The sequence below is a fragment of the Croceicoccus hydrothermalis genome (assembly GCF_022378335.1).
GTDB classification, from domain to species: domain Bacteria; phylum Pseudomonadota; class Alphaproteobacteria; order Sphingomonadales; family Sphingomonadaceae; genus Croceicoccus; species Croceicoccus hydrothermalis.
On sequence record NZ_JAIQCI010000005.1, the window covers coordinates 1 to 2,323 of the forward strand.

1 protein-coding gene and 2 pseudogenes are annotated in these 2,323 nt (G+C 62.3%); 1 reads left to right on the forward strand and 2 read right to left on the reverse strand.

The window, feature by feature from the left end; all coding sequences use genetic code 11:
* A pseudogene (locus K4G67_RS05470) lies at positions 1-647 on the reverse strand (DDE-type integrase/transposase/recombinase); the annotation flags it as partial.
* A gap of 60 nt (positions 648-707) precedes the next feature.
* Between K4G67_RS05470 and K4G67_RS05475 the strand changes: the two are divergent.
* Positions 708-1,760 (forward strand): IS110 family RNA-guided transposase, encoded by a 1,053-nt coding sequence (locus K4G67_RS05475; RefSeq protein ID WP_048884335.1) that lies wholly within the window; start codon positions 708-710, stop codon positions 1,758-1,760.
* Between the two features lie 235 nt (positions 1,761-1,995).
* Here K4G67_RS05475 and K4G67_RS05480 read toward each other — a convergent pair.
* Positions 1,996-2,259 (reverse strand): annotated as a pseudogene (locus K4G67_RS05480) (transposase); the annotation flags it as partial.
* Between the last annotated feature and the right edge of the window lie 64 nt (positions 2,260-2,323).

Genomic DNA, 2,323 nt, shown 5'->3' on the forward strand with positions numbered 1-2,323 from the left:
AAGCCGTTCTGCATCGGCTTGCCCGGCGCGATGTAATGCCACTCGACGCGCCGTTCCTGCGACCAGCGCAGGATGGCCGACGAGGTCAGTTCGGTGCCATTGTCGCTGACCACCGTGTGCGGCTTCCCACGCATCCCGATCAGGCTGGTCAGTTCGCGGGCGACCCGTGCGCCGGACAGGGACGTGTCAGCGACCAGCGCCAGGCACTCCCGCGAGAAGTCGTCGACCACGCACAGGATGCGGAAGCGCCGACCGCAGATCAGACTGTCGGAGACGAAGTCGAGCGACCAACGCTGGTTCGGTCCATCGGGTAGCACCATCGGCCTTCGCGTGCCCAGCGCCCGTTTCCGGCCGCCACGACGGCGCACCCGCAACCCTTCCTCGCGGTAGATGCGCAGCAGCTTCTTGTGGTTGGGCCTCATGCCTTCCCGCGCCAGCAGGTAGCCCAGGCGGCGATAGCCGAACCGGCGACGCTCCGCCGCCAGCTCGCGCAACCGTTGCCGCAGCGCCCCGTCATCCGGCCTCGTCGGCTCGTAACGGATCACCCTGCGGCTTACGCCGACCAGACTGCACGCCCGACGCTCGCTCAGCCCGTGCTGTTCACGGGCATGGGCGACGGCTTCCCGCTTCGCGCCGGGCGTTACCATTAATGGGATGACCCGCCCTGTCCTTCCATGCACATTCGGCGGACTGAGAAGGAGGTAATTATGAGCATACGCAACCAACCAAGAGATGCAGCCGTCTTCGGCATCGACATTGGCAAAACAGTCTTTCACGTTGTCGGCCTCGATGCGGCCCATGCACCGATCCAGAAGGCGACATTCAGGCGGGAGACGTTGCTGCAGTTTTTCGAACGCGCGTCGCCGGTTCTGGTCGGGATGGAAGCATGCCCCGGTTCGCAGTGGCTGGCGCGCAAGCTGCTAGGGATGGGGCACACAGTTAGGATCGTGCCGGCACAATTCGTGAAGCCCTTTGTAAAGTCGAACAAGAACGACATCATCGACGCGGAAGCCATTGCGGAAGCCGTCACTAGGCCGACGATGCGCTTCGTAGAGATAAGGACACCGGAGCAGATCGACCTGCAAGCACTCCACCGGGTGCGAGACCGGATGATCGCCCATCGAACGAGGCTGATCAGCCAGATGCGCGCCTTCTGTCTCGAGTATGGTATCGCGATCCATCAGGGCGCAGGCAAGTTCAAGGCCGAGATACCGCGCGTGCTTGCGGATGAGACCAACGAGCTCACCCCTTCGATGCGCCGGATCCTGACGGAGGTTCACGGCGAGATGATGGAACTCGAACAGCGCATCACAGCCATGAACCACGAGATCGAAGCCATCGCCGCGCGCAGCGATACCGCACGGCGCCTGATGACTGTGCCGGGCATCGGACCGCTGGCCTCGACCGCTCTGCTGGCGGCGGCAGGGTCGGGACGTCAGTTCCGCAGGGCACGTGATCTCGCTGCCTGGCTCGGTCTAGTGCCGCGCGAACACTCGACCGGCGGGAAGACTAAGCTGCTTGGCATCAGCAAGCGCGGCAATAAATACCTGCGAAGGATGATCGTCCATGGTGCTCGATCCTGTGTTACACATCTCGATAGAAGCAGGGACCGCTTGGGCCCATGGCTCGACGGGCTTGAGAGCAGGATGCACAAGAACAAGGTCACGGTCGCCCTGGCTGCCAAGATCGCTCGCGTTGTCTGGGTGATTCTGACCAAGCCGGGCGCCACCTACGAGCGGCGCGTTCCAGCGTTCGGCTGAACGGCGCCGCCACCAACTGCGAGGTTCGTAAGAGTGATGACGAGACAGTGGACCAGCGCATCGTAAGCCCCGTCAAAAAAGCGGGCAGAAAGCCCGAAGCATTTATCTGGGAACGAGGCGCGCGGATCTCATCAAGGCCTGGCCGCAACAGCGGCCCACTCGCGAGAGGCCGGATACATTTGTGCAGACTGGCACCGTCAACACCAATCGACCCTTGCATGGACAGGGCGGGTCATACATTTTTTGATGCCAGATCCTTCAACACGACATTGTTGAGCATCGCCTCGGCCAGCAGTTTCTTCAGCCGGGCATTCTCCTGCTCGAGCGTCCGCAGCCGACGGGCATCGGACACCTCCAGCCCGCCGAACTTCGACTTCCACTTGTAAAAGGTCGCCGAGCTGATCCCGTGACGGCGGCACACATCCACCGTCGGCATACCAGCCTCCTGCTCCTTCAATACCGCGATGATCTGCTCTTCGCTGAACCTGCTTCGCTTCATTCTCGTCCGACTCCTTTGCGTCGGACTCTACCAAAAACCGGTCACATTTCAGGGGAGCACGTCA

Bases quoted from the DNA above. Each gene is read 5' to 3' on its own strand.
- K4G67_RS05475 (WP_048884335.1), top strand. From the start codon at position 708: ATGAGCATACGCAACCAACCAAGAGATGCAGCCGTCTTCGGCATCGAC.